At 73.3% G+C, this 14,154-nt stretch carries 14 protein-coding genes; 6 read left to right on the top strand and 8 right to left on the bottom strand.

All coding sequences use genetic code 11. The annotated features are described in order from the left end of the window. On the top strand, positions 1–351 hold a 351-nt coding region (locus tag OGL89_RS15835), incomplete at its 5' end, for a hypothetical protein (RefSeq protein ID WP_263121135.1). Between the two features lie 18 nt (positions 352–369). Here OGL89_RS15835 and OGL89_RS15830 read toward each other — a convergent pair. From OGL89_RS15830 to sucC, 4 genes are all read right to left on the bottom strand, one after another. Next, positions 370–2,016, bottom strand: a complete 1,647-nt coding sequence (locus OGL89_RS15830) for a cation:proton antiporter family protein (protein WP_263121134.1) — start codon at positions 2,014–2,016, stop codon at positions 370–372. A 78-nt stretch (positions 2,017–2,094) separates the two neighbouring features. Then, positions 2,095–3,375, bottom strand: a complete 1,281-nt coding sequence (locus OGL89_RS15825) for a DUF6350 family protein (RefSeq protein ID WP_263121133.1) — start codon at positions 3,373–3,375, stop codon at positions 2,095–2,097. Between the two features lie 88 nt (positions 3,376–3,463). Further along, positions 3,464–4,360, bottom strand: coding sequence for a succinate--CoA ligase subunit alpha (gene sucD, locus OGL89_RS15820; RefSeq protein WP_263121132.1), 897 nt, complete (start codon positions 4,358–4,360; stop codon positions 3,464–3,466). Positions 4,361–4,396: 36 nt separating this feature from the next. Continuing rightward, the gene (gene sucC, locus OGL89_RS15815; RefSeq protein ID WP_263121131.1) at positions 4,397–5,581 is read right to left on the bottom strand and encodes an ADP-forming succinate--CoA ligase subunit beta; all 1,185 of its coding nucleotides are present in this window, start codon (positions 5,579–5,581) and stop codon (positions 4,397–4,399) included. 163 nt (positions 5,582–5,744) lie between these two features. Here sucC and OGL89_RS15810 point away from each other — a divergent pair, with 163 nt between their 5' ends. Beyond that, positions 5,745–5,951 (top strand): helix-turn-helix domain-containing protein, encoded by a 207-nt coding sequence (locus tag OGL89_RS15810; RefSeq protein ID WP_263121130.1) that lies wholly within the window; start codon positions 5,745–5,747, stop codon positions 5,949–5,951. Between the two features lie 13 nt (positions 5,952–5,964). Next, positions 5,965–6,483: a Clp protease N-terminal domain-containing protein gene (locus OGL89_RS15805; RefSeq protein WP_263121129.1), complete on the top strand. Its 519-nt coding sequence runs from the start codon at positions 5,965–5,967 to the stop codon at positions 6,481–6,483. A gap of 6 nt (positions 6,484–6,489) precedes the next feature. Here the strand turns inward: OGL89_RS15805 and OGL89_RS15800 are convergent, their stop codons facing one another. Then, the gene (locus OGL89_RS15800; RefSeq protein ID WP_263121128.1) at positions 6,490–7,155 is read right to left on the bottom strand and encodes an AIM24 family protein; all 666 of its coding nucleotides are present in this window, start codon (positions 7,153–7,155) and stop codon (positions 6,490–6,492) included. 19 nt (positions 7,156–7,174) lie between these two features. Continuing rightward, positions 7,175–9,661, bottom strand: a complete 2,487-nt coding sequence (pcrA, locus tag OGL89_RS15795; RefSeq protein WP_263121127.1) for a DNA helicase PcrA — start codon at positions 9,659–9,661, stop codon at positions 7,175–7,177. 119 nt (positions 9,662–9,780) lie between these two features. Here pcrA and OGL89_RS15790 point away from each other — a divergent pair, with 119 nt between their 5' ends. Then, positions 9,781–10,254: a DUF4190 domain-containing protein gene (locus OGL89_RS15790; RefSeq protein ID WP_263121126.1), complete on the top strand. Its 474-nt coding sequence runs from the start codon at positions 9,781–9,783 to the stop codon at positions 10,252–10,254. Positions 10,255–10,309: 55 nt separating this feature from the next. Here the strand turns inward: OGL89_RS15790 and OGL89_RS15785 are convergent, their stop codons facing one another. Both OGL89_RS15785 and OGL89_RS15780 read right to left on the bottom strand, forming a co-directional pair. Then, a complete protein-coding gene (locus OGL89_RS15785) occupies positions 10,310–10,966 on the bottom strand; it encodes a response regulator transcription factor (RefSeq protein ID WP_263121125.1) in 657 nt (218 codons plus the stop codon). After that, on the bottom strand, positions 10,963–12,255 hold the full coding sequence (locus tag OGL89_RS15780) for an ATP-binding protein (RefSeq protein WP_263121124.1): 1,293 nt from the start codon (positions 12,253–12,255) through the stop codon (positions 10,963–10,965). Before OGL89_RS15780 ends, OGL89_RS15785 begins: the two co-directional genes overlap by 4 nt. A 135-nt stretch (positions 12,256–12,390) precedes the next feature. On the opposite strand from OGL89_RS15780, the gene OGL89_RS15775 reads away from it, so the two are divergent. Both OGL89_RS15775 and OGL89_RS15770 read left to right on the top strand, forming a co-directional pair. After that, positions 12,391–13,839, top strand: coding sequence for a PspC domain-containing protein (locus tag OGL89_RS15775; protein ID WP_263121123.1), 1,449 nt, complete (start codon positions 12,391–12,393; stop codon positions 13,837–13,839). After that, positions 13,839–14,154: hypothetical protein (locus OGL89_RS15770; protein WP_263121120.1), on the top strand; the 316-nt coding region annotated here is incomplete at its 3' end. The genes OGL89_RS15775 and OGL89_RS15770, both read left to right, overlap by 1 nt.

The following is a 14,154-nucleotide window of genomic DNA, read 5'->3' as shown; positions in this document are numbered from 1 at the left end:
TTCGGGGTCTGGATGATCGCGGCCGTCCTGGTCAGCATGCTGCCGCTGCCCTGGGGTGCCGCGGCACTGGCCTTCATCGCCGGCGCGATCGTCACCGGGATCCGTGCGCTGCGCGCCGCCGCGAAGGGCCGGGTGCGCGGACTGGCCCCGCTGGTGGTGATCGGGCTGGGCCTGGCCGGGATGCTCGGGCTGATGACGCTGGCCCCGCTCGCGCTGTGGCCCGCGCAGTCGGCGCTGCAGGACTGCTTGGGGTCCGCGATCACCGAGTCGGCGCGGGCGGGCTGCCGGCAGGACTTCGAGCAGCGGTCGACGGACCTGCTGGACACCTGGCTGGGGTCGACCGGCTCGTAGCGGTCGCGGGCCCGGCGGTCAGGAGTCGCGGTCGAGCGGGTCCAGCACGTCCCGCTCCTCACCGGGCCGTGGCAGGCGGCGCGCGGGTTGGCGCAGCAGGACCTCCGCCGCGTGGTCGGCCAGCGCGAAACCCGCTGACCCGTACAGATGGAAGACCGCGTCCGCGCCGTGCCGTTCCAGCTCGGCCACGTCGTCGTCGTAGCGGGCGACCGCGGCGACCTTCCCGGTGAACCCGGCGGCCTGGAGCCGGGCGAGCGCGATCAGGTTGGCGTTGTGGAACGGCATCGCCAGCACCGCGACCCGGACCCGGCCGGCCCGCTGCACCCGGGTCCAGAACTCCAGGTCGGTGGCGTCGGCACGGACCACCTCGAATCCCTCGTCCTCCAGGGCGCCGACCCGGCTGCGGTCGTGCTCGACACCGACGACGGACAGCCCGTACTCGTCCCGGAGCCGGGCGTAGGTCGCCGCCCCGACCCGGCCGAGACCGAGCACCACCGCGTCGGCCTCCCCGATGTCGACCAGCCGGTCGTCCGGGTGCAGCCGGAAACTGTCCCGCACCGGCAGCAGCCGGGACAGCCGGGTGGCCAGCTCGACGCCCCGCCGGTTCACGATGGACGACAGGCCGAAGCTGAACGCCACCGCGAGCGAGATCACCACCACCCACTGCTCGTCCAGCAGCCCGGCGGTGGAGCCCACGGCGGCCACGATGATGCCGAACTCGGAGAAGTTCGACAGCACCAGCGCGGTGAGGAACGACGTCCGGCGCCGCAGCCGCATCAGCCAGAGCACCCCGGCGTAGGCGAACACCTGGAACGGCAGCATGAGCAGGAGCAGCAGCGCGAGGCCGACCTCCAGCAGGTGCGGGGTCCCGTGCAGCCCGATCTGCACGAAGAACGCGACCAGCATCAGGTCCTTGAAGGTCATCAGCGAGCGGGACAGCTCAGCGGCCTGCGGATGCGAGGACAGCAGCGCCCCGGCCACCAGCGCACCGACGTCGCCGTCGATCCCGACCAGCTCGAACAGGCCGTAGCCGAGCACCACCGCGACCGCCACGCCGAACAGCGCCTGCAGTTCGCCGTGCCCGACGCGGTCCCAGATCCGGTGCAGCACCCACGCGCCCGGGATCAGCGCCAGCAGCGCGAACGCCCACGGGCTGGGCGGTTCACCGCTGGACAGCGACAGGAAGACCACCGCCGCCACGTCCTGCATGACCAGCACACCGACCGCGATCCGGCCGTAGAGCGCGGTGGTGTCGGAACGGTCGTCCAGCACCTTCACCACGAACACCGTCGAGGAGAACGACAGCGCGAAGCCGACCAGGGCCAGGGCGCTGAGCGACTCCCCCGCCACGTGCCCGAAGCCGATCACCGCCAGCAGCCCGAGGAACCCGACGGCGATCGCCACCGACACCACCAGGTGCACCACGGTGGTCAGCCAGATCTCGCGGCGCAGCAGGCTGCGCACGTCCAGTTTGAGCCCGATGGCGAACAGCAGCAGCACCACGCCGAAGTCGGCGACCGGCTCCAGATAGGGCAGGTGCGGGGCGCCACCGGCACCGAGCGCGAAGCCCGCCGCCAGGAACCCGACCAGCGGGGGCAGCCGCAGCAGGACGGCGATCAGCCCGCCGAACAGGGCGGCGCCCAGGTACAGGGCTGCGGCAGCCATCCGTGTCCTCTCGCGCCGGTGCGGGGTGGTCCGTGGACCAGTGTGCCCGGTCCGCGGCGCGCCGAACCGGGCCGGAGGTCAGGTGGGCAGGTGATCCGGGCGGATCCGCCGCCAGAGCCCGCGCGCCGCACGGCCCACCGCCGACCGCAGATGTGGGTCGGCGGGCCAGAGCACCAGCACCATGGCCAGCGCGGTTCCCGCCGCCACGGCCAGGCCGACCAGCGCCGGTGCCGGGCCGAACTCGGTCATCCGTCCGGGACCGATCCCGCCGGAGGCCAGCGCGGACAGCGCCCCGGCGCCCAGACCGGCGACCACCGCGGACACCGCCCCCGCGATCACCGGGTCCCAGGCCCGGGTCGACGCCAGTCGGCGCCGGAGCCAGAGCACGGCCAGCAGTCCGGTCAGCACGGTGACGACCGGGATGTAGCGCAGCACCCCGCCCGCGATGTCCGGCGCGGGCAACGCACCGAGGATCGGCACCGCGGGCAGCGCTCCGGTGGTGGCCCCGCCGACCGTGAACGAGGTGTCCACCCCGACCGCGAAGCCGGGCCCGGTCAGCCAGGACATCGCCCAGATCACCAGGGTCGGCAGGTAGGCCAGCTCGCCGACGGCCAGCACCACGCCGCCGACCGCGTCCAGACCGAGGCCGGAGACCACCTCGGCGATCGTGGTGCGCCCGGCCAGGATCCAGGCCACGGTCAGCACGGCCGACGCGCCGAGCAGGGCGAACAGCGCGACCGCCCCCGCACCGATCCCCTGGGCGACCGGCTCGGGCAGCCGCCGGCGCACCGGGAGCAGAAGGGTGGCCAGCCGGGGAGCCTCGGCCCGCCGGAGCAGCCCGGCGCCGAGGCCCAGCCCGGAGACGGTGACCGCGGCGAACACCCCGATGCCGAGGTGCAGCAGCGGGACGCCGCAGAACAGGCCGACCAGGAGCAGCACCCCGGTGTACGCCGCGATCCCGGCCGCGTAGGACTGCCAGGTGGCGTAGCCGGAGCGCCGGCCGGACGCCCACCCGCTGAACACCGCCAGGGCGGTCAGCCCGAGCGGAGCCAGCGTCACCGAGGGGGCGGTGGGGAACGGCACGCCGTGGGCGAGCAGCCAGATCCCGGCCCCGGCCTGCAGCGCACTGGTCCACGGGACGCCGTCGGTGGCGGGCGCGGAGGAGGTCGCGACGAAGGCCGCGATCGCCGGGACCACCACGACCAGCAACGACAGCAGCGCGGCCTGGAGCCCGGCCAGCAGGCCGCCGACCCAGCGCGGCGCGCCGTCCAGGTCCGAGGCGAAGAACCGGCCGGGTGCGCGGTCGTCGAGCACCCGGTTCGTGCTGCCCCGCTGCGGGGGCCGGGTACCAGGGCTCATCACCCCATCGTCCCCGAGCGAGCGGGCGGAGCGGGTCAGGCGGGCGCGGCGTGCCGCCGTGAGGCTGGGCACGCCGCGCCCGGCCGGCTCAGGCCAGGAGCGTGCGCGCGAGCTCGGCGGTCTCGGTCGGCGTCGTGCCGACCTGCACGCCCGCGGCCTCCAGCGCCTCCTTCTTCGCGGCGGCGGTGCCCGCCGAGCCGGACACGATGGCTCCGGCGTGCCCCATCGTCTTGCCCTCCGGCGCGGTGAAGCCCGCGACGTAGGCGACCACCGGCTTGGTGACGTGCGCCTGGATGAACGCGGCGGCCCGCTCCTCGGCGTCGCCGCCGATCTCACCGATCAGCACGATCAGGTCGGTGTCCGGGTCCTCCTGGAACGCGGCCAGGGCGTCGATGTGCGTGGTGCCGATGATCGGGTCGCCGCCGATGCCCACCGCGGTGGAGAAGCCCAGGTCCCGCAGCTCGTACATCATCTGGTAGGTCAGGGTGCCGGACTTGGACACCAGGCCGATCCGGCCCGGGCCGGTGATGTCGGCCGGGATGATCCCGACGTTGGACTGGGACGGGCTGATGAGGCCGGGGCAGTTCGGGCCGACCAGTCGGACGCCCTTCTCCTGCGCGTAGGCGAAGAACTCGGCGGTGTCGGCAACCGGCACCCCCTCGGTGATGATCACGATCAGCGGGACGCCCGCGTCGACGGCCTCGATCACCGCGGCCTTGGTGAAGGCCGGCGGCACGAAGATCACCGACACGTCGGCCCGGGTGGACTCGACGGCCTGGGCCACCGAGCCGAACACCGGGATCGCCACGGTCAGGCCGGAGCCGTCACCGCGCGGGTACTCGACGCTGGTGCCCGCCTTCCGCGGGTTCACCCCGCCGACGATGGTGGTGCCGGCGGCCAGCATCCGGGTGGTGTGCTTGCTGCCCTCGGAGCCGGTCATGCCCTGGACGATGACCCGGGATTCCGCGGTCAGGAAGATCGCCATTGGTGGTTGTCTCTCTTCTTCGCTTCTCGGGTGGACTCAGGCGGTGTGGGCGAGCCGGGCGGCCTCGGCGGCCCCGCCGTCCATCGTGTCGGCCAGGGTGACCAGCGGGTGGTCCGCGTCGCGGAGGATGCGCCGCCCGGCGATCACGTTGTTGCCGTCCAACCGGACCACCAGGGGCTTGGTCGCCTGGTCGCCCAGGATGCCGAGCGCGGCGACGATGCCGTTGGCCACCGCGTCGCAGGCGGTGATCCCGCCGAAGACGTTGACGAACACCGACTTCACCTGCGGGTCGGACAGGATGATGTCCAGCCCGGCGGCCATCACCTCCGCGGAGGCGCCGCCGCCGATGTCCAGGAAGTTGGCCGGCTTCACACCGCCGTGCTCCTCACCGGCGTAGGCCACCACGTCCAGGGTGCTCATCACCAGTCCGGCGCCGTTGCCGATCACGCCGACCTCGCCGTCGAGCTTGACGTAGTTGAGGTCCTTCTCCTTGGCGCGGGCCTCCAGCGGGTCGTCCGCCGACGGGTCCGCGAGCTCGCCGTGGTCCGGGTGGCGGAAGTCCGCGTTGGCGTCCAGCGCCACCTTGCCGTCCAGCGCGACGACCCGGCCCTCCGCGGTGAGCACCAGGGGGTTCACCTCGACCAGGGTGGCGTCCTCCTCGCGGTAGACGTCCCACAGCCGCTGCACGGTCTCGGCCACCTGATCGGCGACCTCGGGCGCGAAGCCCGCGGTGGCGACGATCTCGGCGGCCTTGGCGGCGTCGATCCCTGCGCGCGGGTCGACCGGCACCTTGGCCAGCGCGTCGGGTCGCTCCACCGCCAGCTGCTCGATCTCCATCCCGCCCTCGACGCTGGCCATCGCCAGGTAGCGCCGCTCGGAGCGGTCCAGGAGCAGGGAGAAGTAGAACTCCTGGTCGATGTTCGCACCGGCGGCGATCATCACCTGGTGCACGGTGTGGCCCTTGATGTCCATGCCGAGGATCTCCTCGGCACGCTCGGCGGCCTCCTGAGCGCTGCGGGCGATCTTCACGCCGCCCGCCTTGCCACGACCACCGGTCTTGACCTGCGCCTTCACCACGACGACGCCGGTGGCGTCCGGGGCGGACAGGAGGGTCTCGGCTGCGGCCTGCGCATCGGCGGGGGTCCGGGCGACGATCCCGCCCAGGACGGGGACCCCGTGCCGCTCGAAGAGGTCGCGTGCCTGGTATTCGAACAGGTCCACGTGTTGCGGTCCTTCCCATGTATCCCGGGTGGGGATCGGCTGCTCTGCCGCGGACGATCGTAACCATCCGGCGGCCTTTTATCTCCACATCGAGAGATCGAGCCGGGACCAGAGTCCTGTCAACCTCTCTTGACAGCGGCGCCGTGTCAACCAAACTTGACGCATGACCGATCCGCTGCACGACGCCACCGCGACCGACCCTGCCACCGGACTGCGTGCCGTGCGCGCGCTGCGTGAGCTGGCGGACCGGCTGGAGCGGCTGCAGGTCGGCCGTGCCCGCGAGCTGGGCTGGTCCTGGCAGGAGATCGCGGACGCGCTCGGCACCAGCCGGCAGGCCTCGCACCAGAAGCACCGCGGCACCACCCGCTGACCAGGAGGTCCCCATGTTCGAACGCTTCACCGCCGACGCCCGCACCACCGTGACCGAGGCCCAGGCCCGCGCCCGCGACCTGGGCGCCGACCGGATCGACGGCACCCACCTGCTGCTCGCACTCAGCGCCGGCGGCGGTCCGGCCGGCGCCGCGCTGGCCGCCGCCGGAATCACCCCTGACCGGCTGACGGCACTGATCGGCAGCTCGGGGCTGGACGCGGAGGCCCTGGCCGCGATCGGGATCGACCTGGACGCGGTGCGGGCCGGTGCCGACCACACCTTCGGCGCCGGCGCGCTGGACCGCGCCGGCCGGCGGAGTCCGCGCCACCTCACCTTCGACCGCGAGGCCAAGAAGACCCTGGAGGTCGGGCTGCGCGAGGCGGTCCGGCTCGGGGACCGGTCGATCGACTCCGGTCACCTGCTGCTGGCCGTGCTGCGGCTGCCCGGCAGCGCGGCCCACGCCCTGCTGCTCCGGGCCGGTGGCGACCCGGAGCGGCTGCGCACGGCGCTGGAGTCCCGCCCGGCGGCCTGACGACGCTCAGGCGGTCGGCATCGGGAAGCCCTCGGAGGGCTGCACCACGACGAAGCCCGGGCCGTGGAACGCGTACTGGAACGCCTCGCCGGATCCGCCCCGGACCAACGACCGCATGTTCATGCTGTTCACCAGGCCCGGCTGCAGGTTCGCCGACCAGCACACCGCGGCGTTCGGGTCCACGAAGGTGGGCTGCTGCGAGCAGTCCAGGATCATCGGCGCACCGTGCGAGGTCAGCGCGACCATGCCCTGCCCCTGGATCAGGGTGTTGAACAGCCCGGCGGTCATCATCCCGGCGCCCTTGGTCCGGTGCAGGTCCCACTGCAGCGCCCCGTCGAAGGCCAGCAGCGAGGACCCGTTCACGCTGATCGCGTCACCCTCCAGCTGCAGCAGGAAGACGTTCTCCGCCGACCGGGCGAAGAACACCTCGCCCTGACCGGAGACCCGCATCAGCGGCTGGTTGTCCGAGCTGATCGCGTTCTTGACGAACCGGGCCACCGAGCCGGAGCCCTCGTGGTGGAACTGCACCTGGCCCTGGTAGGCGACCATCGCACCCTTGGCGGACAGCACATCGGGTCCGAGGGTGACCTTGAGCATCTTGGAGCTCTGCAGCGCGAACCGCTCGCTGGTCTGGATCTCGGCGTGGACCTGGTCGAAGAGAGCACTACGCATGCGCAGCATCATGCCTGGTTCAGAGCTTGGTCACCGGGGAGAACCGCAACAGCAGGCGCTTGGTGCCCTCGGAGCCGAAGTCGACCTTGGCGACCGCGTTCTGCCCGGCCCCTTCCATCGCGACCACGGTGCCCAGCCCGTAGCTGTCATGGGTGACCTTGTCCCCCACCGCGAGGTCCGGGATCTGCGCGTCGGACCGCGGTGTCGCCGACCCGAAGGTCGCCCCACCGGCCGGGCGCTGGCTGAGGTCGACCCGGCGGCGGTCCCGGGCGCGCTCGCCGGAGGGCTCGTTGCGGTAGCCGGAGCTGCCGCCCGAGCGCCCGCCGAGGAACCCGCCCGGACCCCGCAGCCGATCGGTGCTGGACTCGCGCCGCCGCCAGTCGATCAGCTCCTCGGGCAGGTCGTCCAGGAACCGGCTGGCCGGGAACTCGTTCGGCACCCCCCACGCGGTGCGGACCGCGGCGCGGGAGATGTAGAGCCGCTCGCGGGCCCGGGTCAGCCCCACGTAGGCCAGTCGACGCTCCTCGGCCAGCTGGTCGGTGTCCGCCAGCGAGCGCATGTGCGGGAAGGTGCCGTCCTCCAGCCCGGTGAGGAACACCACCGGGAACTCCAGGCCCTTCGCGGTGTGCAGCGTCATCAGGGTGATCACGCCCTGCTCCGCCCGGGCCGCCGCGGCGTCCCCGCCGTCCCCGCCGTCGTCGGTCGGGATCTGGTCCGAGTCGGCGACCAGCGACACCCGCTCGAGGAAGTCCGCCAGATCGCCCTCCGGCTCGGACTCCTCGAACTCGGTGGCCACCGCGTGCAGTTCGGCCAGGTTCTCCACCCGGGTCTGGTCCTGCGGGTCCTCGCTGGCCCGCAGCTCGGCCAGGTACCCGCTGCGGTCCAGCACCGCGCCCAGCACGTCGGCCGGGCCGGACTCGCCGGACTCGGCCAGCTCACGCAACCCGGACATCATCTCCGCGAACGCCCGCAGCCCGGTGATCGCGCGGGTGCCCAGCCCGGGCACCTGGTCCAGCCGGTCCAGAGCCGCGCCGAACGAGATCCGTTCCCGCTCCGCGTAGGCCGCCACCATCGCCTCGGACCGCTCCCCCAGCCCGCGCTTGGGCACGTTGAGGATCCGCCGCAGGTTGACGTCGTCGTCCGGGTTCGCGATCGCCCGCAGGTAGGCGACCGCGTCCTTGATCTCCTTGCGCTCGTAGAACCGGGTGCCGCCGACCACCTTGTACGGCAGGCCGACGCGCACCAGCACCTCCTCCAGCGCCCGGGACTGGGCGTTGGCGCGGTAGAAGATCGCCACGTCGCCCGGCCGCACCCCGTCGGAGTCGCCCAGCCGGTCGATCTCCCCGGCGATGAACCGGGCCTCGTCGTGCTCGTCGTCGGCCACGTACGCCACGATCTGCGCGCCCTGGCCGGAGTCGGTCCACAGCCGCTTGGCCTTCCGACCCGGGTTCCGGCTGATCACCGCGTTGGCGGCGGACAGGATGGTCTGGGTGGAGCGGTAGTTCTGCTCCAGCAGGATCGTGGTGGCGTCCGGGTAGTCCGCCTCGAACTCCATGATGTTGCGGATGTTCGCGCCGCGGAAGGCGTAGATGGACTGGTCCGAGTCGCCGACCACGGTCAGCTCGGCCCGCGGCACCTCACCGCTCGGGCCGTCGTCCCCGGCGCCGGCCAGCTCGCGCACCAGCACGTACTGGGCGTGGTTGGTGTCCTGGTACTCGTCCACCAGCACGTGCCGGAACCGGCGGCGGTAGTGCTCGGCCACCGCCGGGAACGCCTGCAGCAGGTTCACCGTGGTCATGATCAGGTCGTCGAAGTCCAGGGCGTTCGCCTGGCGCAGCCGCTGCTGGTACCGGGCGTAGACCTGCGCCAGCGTGCGGTCGAAGTCGCTGGCGCCGTCACCGCCGTGGGTCGCCGCGTAGTCCTCCGGCGCGACCAGCTCGTCCTTCAGCGAGGAGATCGTGGAGCCGAGCGCCTTGGGCGGGTAGCGCTTGGGGTCCAGGTCCAGCTCGCGGGCCACCAGGGTGATCAGGCGCTGGGAGTCCGCGGAGTCGTAGATCGAGAAGCTGGTGCGCAGCCCCAGCGTCGTGGCCTCGGCCCGCAGGATCCGCACGCAGGCGGAGTGGAAGGTGGACACCCACATCGCGCGCGCGGAGGGGCCGACCAGAGCGGCGACCCGCTCGCGCATCTCCGCGGCGGCCTTGTTGGTGAAGGTGATCGCCAGGATCTCCCCGGCCCGCGCCCGGCCGGTGGCCAGCTGGTAGCCGATCCGGTGGGTCAGCACCCGGGTCTTGCCCGACCCGGCACCGGCCACGATCAGCAGCGGTCCGCCGGTGTGCAGCACGGCGGCGCGCTGCTGCGGGTTCAGCCCCTCCACCAGCGCACCGGGGTCCCCCCGGTGCGGTCCGGACCGACGGGGTTCGTCGGCCGGCTCGGCGCGCGGGGGTGCCGCGGGCAGGCGGGCGAGGTCGAGTCCGGGCAGCGGGAGGTTCTCGAAGAGCGACGTCATGGCGGACCCAGCCTAGGCGTCCGCACCGACATCCCGGAGCCGGAACTCCCGGCGCTCGGCAACCGGTCCTGGCAAGATCGCGACGAGCACGATCACACCCCGAACCGAGACGAGGACCCATGAGCACGCCCGTGCCCCCGCCCGAGCCGCAGCAGCCGAACCACCCCGACCAGCCGTCGAGCTCCGGAGGCTTCCCGTCCTACCCGGCCCCCGGTGAGGGGACGACCGGCGCACCCCAGTACCCGGCCGCACCGTCCTACCAGGGTGCTCCGCAGGCACCGGCCTACCAGCCCTACGCCCCGGCGCCGTCCACCGGCTCCAAGACCCTGGCGATCATCGCCCTGGTGCTCTCCGTGATCGGCTGCACCAGCCTGATCGGCATCGTGCTGGGCGTCGTCGCCCTGGTGAAGAAGCGCGGTACCAGCGACACCGCGAGCAAGGTGATGGCCTGGATCGCGATCGCGGTCGGCGCGATCTGGCTGGTGATCGGCTCGGTCGTCGGCCTCAGCCTCTTCCACGTCTACGAGACCTGCCAGGAGTACGGCAACGGCACGCACTACATCGACGGCGTCGAGTACACCTGCAACATCTGAGCGGCACCGCGGACCGTGACGGCCAGGTCGGTCACGGTCCGCGGCGGACCGCCGGTCAGAGCAGCCGGCGCGCCGCCGCCCACCGGGTCAACTCGTGCCGGGAGGAGAGCTGCAGCTTGCGCAGCACCGCGGACACGTGGGTCTCGACCGTCTTGATCGAGATGAACAGCTCCGAGGCGACCTCCCGGTACGAGTAGCCACGAGCGATCAGGCGCATCACTTCGCGCTCCCGGGCGGACAGCCGGTCCAGCTCGTCGTCGCCGGTGGCCACGTCGCCGGCCGCGGTGCCGAAGGCGTCCAGCACGAACCCGGCCAGACGCGGGCTGAACACCGCATCGCCACCGGCCACCTGCTGCACCGCGGCGGACAGGTCGGCGCCGGAGATCGCCTTGGTCACGTACCCGCGCGCACCGGCCCGGATCACCGCCACCACGTCCTCGGCCGCGTCGGACACCGAGAGCGCCAGGAACCGGGTCTCGGCCAGCAGGTCCTGGCACAGCCGGATCACCTCCGCACCGCCGCCCCCATTCCCACCGGGCAGGTGCACGTCCAGCAGGACCACCGGCGGACGCCGTTCGCGGACCACGGCGACCGCCTGTTCCACGGTCTCGGCCTCCCCGACCACGTTCACCCGCTCGTCCAACGAGGCGCGCACCCCGGCCCGGAACATCAGGTGGTCGTCCACCAGCACGACGTCGATCGGTTCGCTCATGACTGCATCGTCCTCTCTTCCGGCTGGTCAGCAGCCTCGGTGGCCGCGCCCGCCCGCGGCACCTGCAACCGCACCTCCGTGCCGCCCCCGTCCTTGCACACCACCGAGGCCGTGCCTCCGCGTCGGCGCACCCGGCCCAGGATCGACTCCCGCACCCCGAACCGGTCGGAGGGCACCGCGTCCAGGTCGAAGCCGGTCCCGCGGTCCCGGACGAAGGCCTCCACCCCGGTGGGACCGACCTCCAGATAGCAGGACACCGGCGGTCGCCCGTGCCGGACCGCGTTCAGCAGGGCCTCCCGGGTGGCCTGCAGCAGAGCGTCGGTGTTCTGGTCCGGTTCGCAGTCGCCGACCACCACCACGTCGATCGTGACGGCCTCGCCCTCCGAGCCGACCCGGGTGTCCTCGATCTCGGCCACCGTCGCGCGCAGCACCGCCACCACCGAGGTGCCGGGCTCCGGACGGTCGTCGTACAACCAGGCGCGCAGCTCCCGCTCCTGGGCCCGGGCCAGCCGGGCCACCTCGGTCGCGTCGTCGGCCCGGGACCGGATCAGCGCCAGGGTCTGCAGCACCGAGTCGTGCAGGTGCGCGGCGATGTCGGCCCGCTCGGACTCCCGGGCCCGGGCGGTGCGCTCGTCGCCGAGCTCCCGGACCAGGCGCAGCCACCACGGAGCCAGCACCAGCGCCACGCCGGCCAGCACCGCGAGCGCCGCCACCGTCGTCTGCACCAGCACCGCGGGCTCGGTCTCCTTGCCGACCAGCAACAGCACCCCGACCCCGGCGATCACCAGGCCGCCGACCAGGCGCAGCACGCTGACCCGGTTCCGGGCCTCGACCTTGCGCTCCTTCTGCACCGCGTCCAGCTGGCTCCAGGCCAGCGCGACCCCCGCGATCAGCAGCAGCACCGGGACCAGCCAACTGGATCCGATCGAGCTGCCGGACCGGTTGAGCAGCAGCGCGATCGCCGCGACCACCAGGCCGGTGCCCACCGCGATCTGCCCCCACGGCAGCCTGCGCAGCTGCTGGACCCGGGCCGGGCTGAGCACGGGGGCGAGCCGCGACTGGTGGGCCGGCTTGACGCCCGCCAGCACCGCGGCGTCCCCGAGCGGGACCGTCACCCACCAGAACACGTAGAGCAGAGGTCCGAACAGCGCCACCGGGGTCAGCACCACGAACAGCGCCCGCACCATCCGCACCGAGACGCCCAGGTGCGCGGCGAGTCCCGCGGCCACGCCACCGAGGACGCGGCCGCGCTCGGGTCGGCGCAACGGCGGCCGGACGGGGGTCTGCATGCACCGATGGTCACACGTCCGGACCCGCCGCCGAAGCCCTGAGCACGGAACTCCGGGGTCCCCGGGTCCGGATTCAGGGGCGGCTCAGGGTCGACCCCGATGTCCCGGGACCCCCTCCCGCGTCAGGATCGGAGCATGACGAACGACAGCACCGGCTACGGCCCGGGCACCCCGCCCCCGGCCGGTTCCGGACCGGCGACCGGTCGCCCCGGCGCCCCCGGCGGGGACGGCTTCTTCGGTGCGGTCCGCCGGATCGGGATCACCCGCGGCGAGGACCGCTGGATCGGCGGGGTCGCCTCCGGTGTGGCCGACCGGTTCGGGTTCGACCCGCTGCTGGTCCGCGGCGTGTTCGGCCTGGCCGTCCTGATGGGCTTCGGCCTGGTGCTCTACGGGGTGGCCTGGGCGCTGCTGCCGGAGCCGGACGGCCGGATCCACCTGGAGCAGGCCGTCCACGGCGACTGGGACGGCGGCCTGATCGGTGCCGGCGTCCTGGTGCTGATCGGCGCGACCAGCGGCGGCTGGTGGTTCAGCTGGGGTCCGTTCGACTCCGGCTGGTTCCCCGCCCTGGCGTGGTCGGCCGCGCTCGTCGCCCTGATCATCGTCGCCGCGAACGCCCGCAAGGACCGCCGTGGCCCCACCTCGACCCCGGAAGGCCAGGCTCCGATGCCGGATCCGACGTCCTCGCAGCACACCCCGGCGGCCCCGCGAGCCACCGCCCCGGTCCCGCCGCCCGCCGGCTCGGCGCCGCCGCGACCGCCGTACGGCAGTGCGCAGGTGCCGCCGCCCTACGCGTACTCCCAGGGCTCCCCCGGCACGATGCCCGGTGCCGCGCCCGCCTGGCAGCAGCCCCGGCCGCAGGGCAGCACCGGTCAGCCGCCGCGTCCGCCCAAGCCGCCGAAGGCCCCCAAGCCGCCCCGGCCCCGCGTCCCGGGTCCCGGGTCCGCCGTGACCGGTGCGGTCGTCGGCCTGATCCTGATCGGTCTCGCGGTGCTGCTGATCGCCGACCGCACCGGCGCCTACACCGGCCCAGTGGCCAGCGTCGTGGTCGGCGCCGGCGTGGTGCTGGTCGGCCTGGCGATCGTCCTGTGCGGCATCCTCGGACGGCGCTCCGGCGGCCTGACGGCCCTGGCCATCATCGGATTCGTGATCGCCGGCCCGGCCGTCGCGTCGGACTCCGACGCGGACTGGCGGTTCCACCGCGACGGCGGCTCGGTCGCGGTCGGCGATCGCACCTTCGAGGTGACCAGCCGATCGGACGCGGCGGACGGCTTCACCGTGGGCGTCGGCAGCGCCGAGATCGACCTGACCGACGTCCCGCTGCGGGACGACGACACCCTGGTGGTCCCGGTCCAGGTCGGGATGGGGAACGTGACCGTGGTCGTGCCGGACGGTGTGCCGGTCGAGGCGACCGTCCGCTCCGGCGGCGGCACCGTCTCCTGGGATCTGGACGACAGCTCCCGCACCGTCAGCGGCGTCGGGAACAACACCACCTTCCGCAGCGAGGAACTGACCAGCGGCACCACCGCCCAGATCGAGCTCCAGGTCGACCTCGGCCTGGGCGACGTGACCATCGAGGAGGACTGATGAGCGAGCGCGAGCAGGGCTCCACGCACCCGAAGGACGAGGCGACCGACGTGCCCGAGCAGGACGACGTGACCGAGCAGGCCGGGACCGAGCTGGGCGAGGCCGAGCTGGTCGAGAAGACCGAGGTGATCGAGACGGTGCGCGGCCACGACGACACCGAGCTGATTGCGGCGGTGGACCCGGACGACACCGCGGTGATCGACGACACCCCGGCCACCGCCGCGATGCCGACCACCGCCTTCGCCGCCACGGAGCCGAAGCCGGTCACGACGCCGGAGCACGCCCCCGCGCCCGAGCGGGTGTCGGTGGCGGACC

This window comes from Cellulomonas sp. RIT-PI-Y, assembly GCF_025642745.1.
Classification (GTDB): domain Bacteria; phylum Actinomycetota; class Actinomycetes; order Actinomycetales; family Cellulomonadaceae; genus Cellulomonas.
Note: the sequence above shows the minus strand (reverse complement) of the source record. Positions and strands in the feature narration are given on the sequence as shown.

What these genes read in the sequence shown, in the direction of transcription:
- OGL89_RS15830 (WP_263121134.1), bottom strand. Translation starts at nt 2,016, where the DNA reads ATGGCTGCCGCAGCCCTGTACCTGGGCGCCGCCCTGTTCGGCGGGCTG.
- OGL89_RS15825 (WP_263121133.1), bottom strand. Translation starts at nt 3,375, where the DNA reads ATGAGCCCTGGTACCCGGCCCCCGCAGCGGGGCAGCACGAACCGGGTG.
- sucD (WP_263121132.1), bottom strand. Translation starts at nt 4,360, where the DNA reads ATGGCGATCTTCCTGACCGCGGAATCCCGGGTCATCGTCCAGGGCATG.
- OGL89_RS15810 (WP_263121130.1), top strand. Translation starts at nt 5,745, where the DNA reads ATGACCGATCCGCTGCACGACGCCACCGCGACCGACCCTGCCACCGGA.
- OGL89_RS15805 (WP_263121129.1), top strand. Translation starts at nt 5,965, where the DNA reads ATGTTCGAACGCTTCACCGCCGACGCCCGCACCACCGTGACCGAGGCC.
- OGL89_RS15800 (WP_263121128.1), bottom strand. Translation starts at nt 7,155, where the DNA reads ATGCGTAGTGCTCTCTTCGACCAGGTCCACGCCGAGATCCAGACCAGC.
- pcrA (WP_263121127.1), bottom strand. Translation starts at nt 9,661, where the DNA reads ATGACGTCGCTCTTCGAGAACCTCCCGCTGCCCGGACTCGACCTCGCC.
- OGL89_RS15790 (WP_263121126.1), top strand. Translation starts at nt 9,781, where the DNA reads ATGAGCACGCCCGTGCCCCCGCCCGAGCCGCAGCAGCCGAACCACCCC.
- OGL89_RS15785 (WP_263121125.1), bottom strand. Translation starts at nt 10,966, where the DNA reads ATGAGCGAACCGATCGACGTCGTGCTGGTGGACGACCACCTGATGTTC.
- OGL89_RS15780 (WP_263121124.1), bottom strand. Translation starts at nt 12,255, where the DNA reads ATGCAGACCCCCGTCCGGCCGCCGTTGCGCCGACCCGAGCGCGGCCGC.
- OGL89_RS15775 (WP_263121123.1), top strand. Translation starts at nt 12,391, where the DNA reads ATGACGAACGACAGCACCGGCTACGGCCCGGGCACCCCGCCCCCGGCC.